This window comes from Acidovorax sp. (assembly GCF_046291265.1).
Classification (GTDB): Bacteria; Pseudomonadota; Gammaproteobacteria; order Burkholderiales; family Burkholderiaceae_C; genus Acidovorax.
The window spans coordinates 1-574 of record NZ_JBKBTV010000175.1 but is presented as its reverse complement, the minus strand read 5'-3'; the positions used below and the strand labels follow the sequence as shown (position 1 = coordinate 574).

Here is a 574-nt window from a genome sequence, read left to right as displayed (position 1 = left end):
CACTGAGCGCGGGATGCCGCTCCGACAAGGCACGACGCGCAGCGAGCGCGCCATGGAGGACTCTGGCACGCCGTCCGTGTCGCTGGACTCCAGCTCCTCGTCCCCCGCGCCCCGCCGTGCTGGCCGCGCGCCCATGATGTCGACAGTGGTGCCGCATGTCAAGCGTGTGGACAGCGACGTGGAGGCGGAGGAGGAGGACGAGGCGCCGGCTGAGCTTCTGACTGTGGAGATCAAGAAGGCCATGCAACGGACGGCATCGTGGCTGGTGCCTGTATTGGAGTAGGCGGACAAATGCAGCGCAGGCACGCACGCAACAGTGACACAAAGGTGTACGCAACACGCGCGCCAGTGATAAGATGCACACGCACGTAAAGACGCACACGGCGCTCACTCGCTCTTGGCTGGCTGCAGACGCAGCAGCAGCCCCAGCAGCGTGCCCACCGACCCCAGCCCCCTCACCACCAGCCCGCGTGACACTATGATACCAAACACGCGCACCCCCACCTCGCCCTCGTTGCGGGCTGCCATCCACTCGCTGGCCACCAGCAATCGCGACCCGGGCGCGTCCGCCTCC

Annotated in this window: 2 protein-coding genes; one reads left to right on the top strand and one right to left on the bottom strand. The window is 67.1% G+C overall.

All coding sequences use genetic code 11. The annotated features are described in order from the left end of the window. Positions 1-13: 13 nt before the first annotated feature. On the top strand, positions 14-283 hold the full coding sequence (locus tag ACK41V_RS23755) for a hypothetical protein (protein ID WP_409786164.1): 270 nt from the start codon (positions 14-16) through the stop codon (positions 281-283). 104 nt (positions 284-387) lie between these two features. On the opposite strand, the gene ACK41V_RS23750 is transcribed toward ACK41V_RS23755, so the two are convergent. Then, on the bottom strand, positions 388-574 hold a 187-nt coding region (locus ACK41V_RS23750; RefSeq protein ID WP_409786162.1), incomplete at its 5' end, for a hypothetical protein.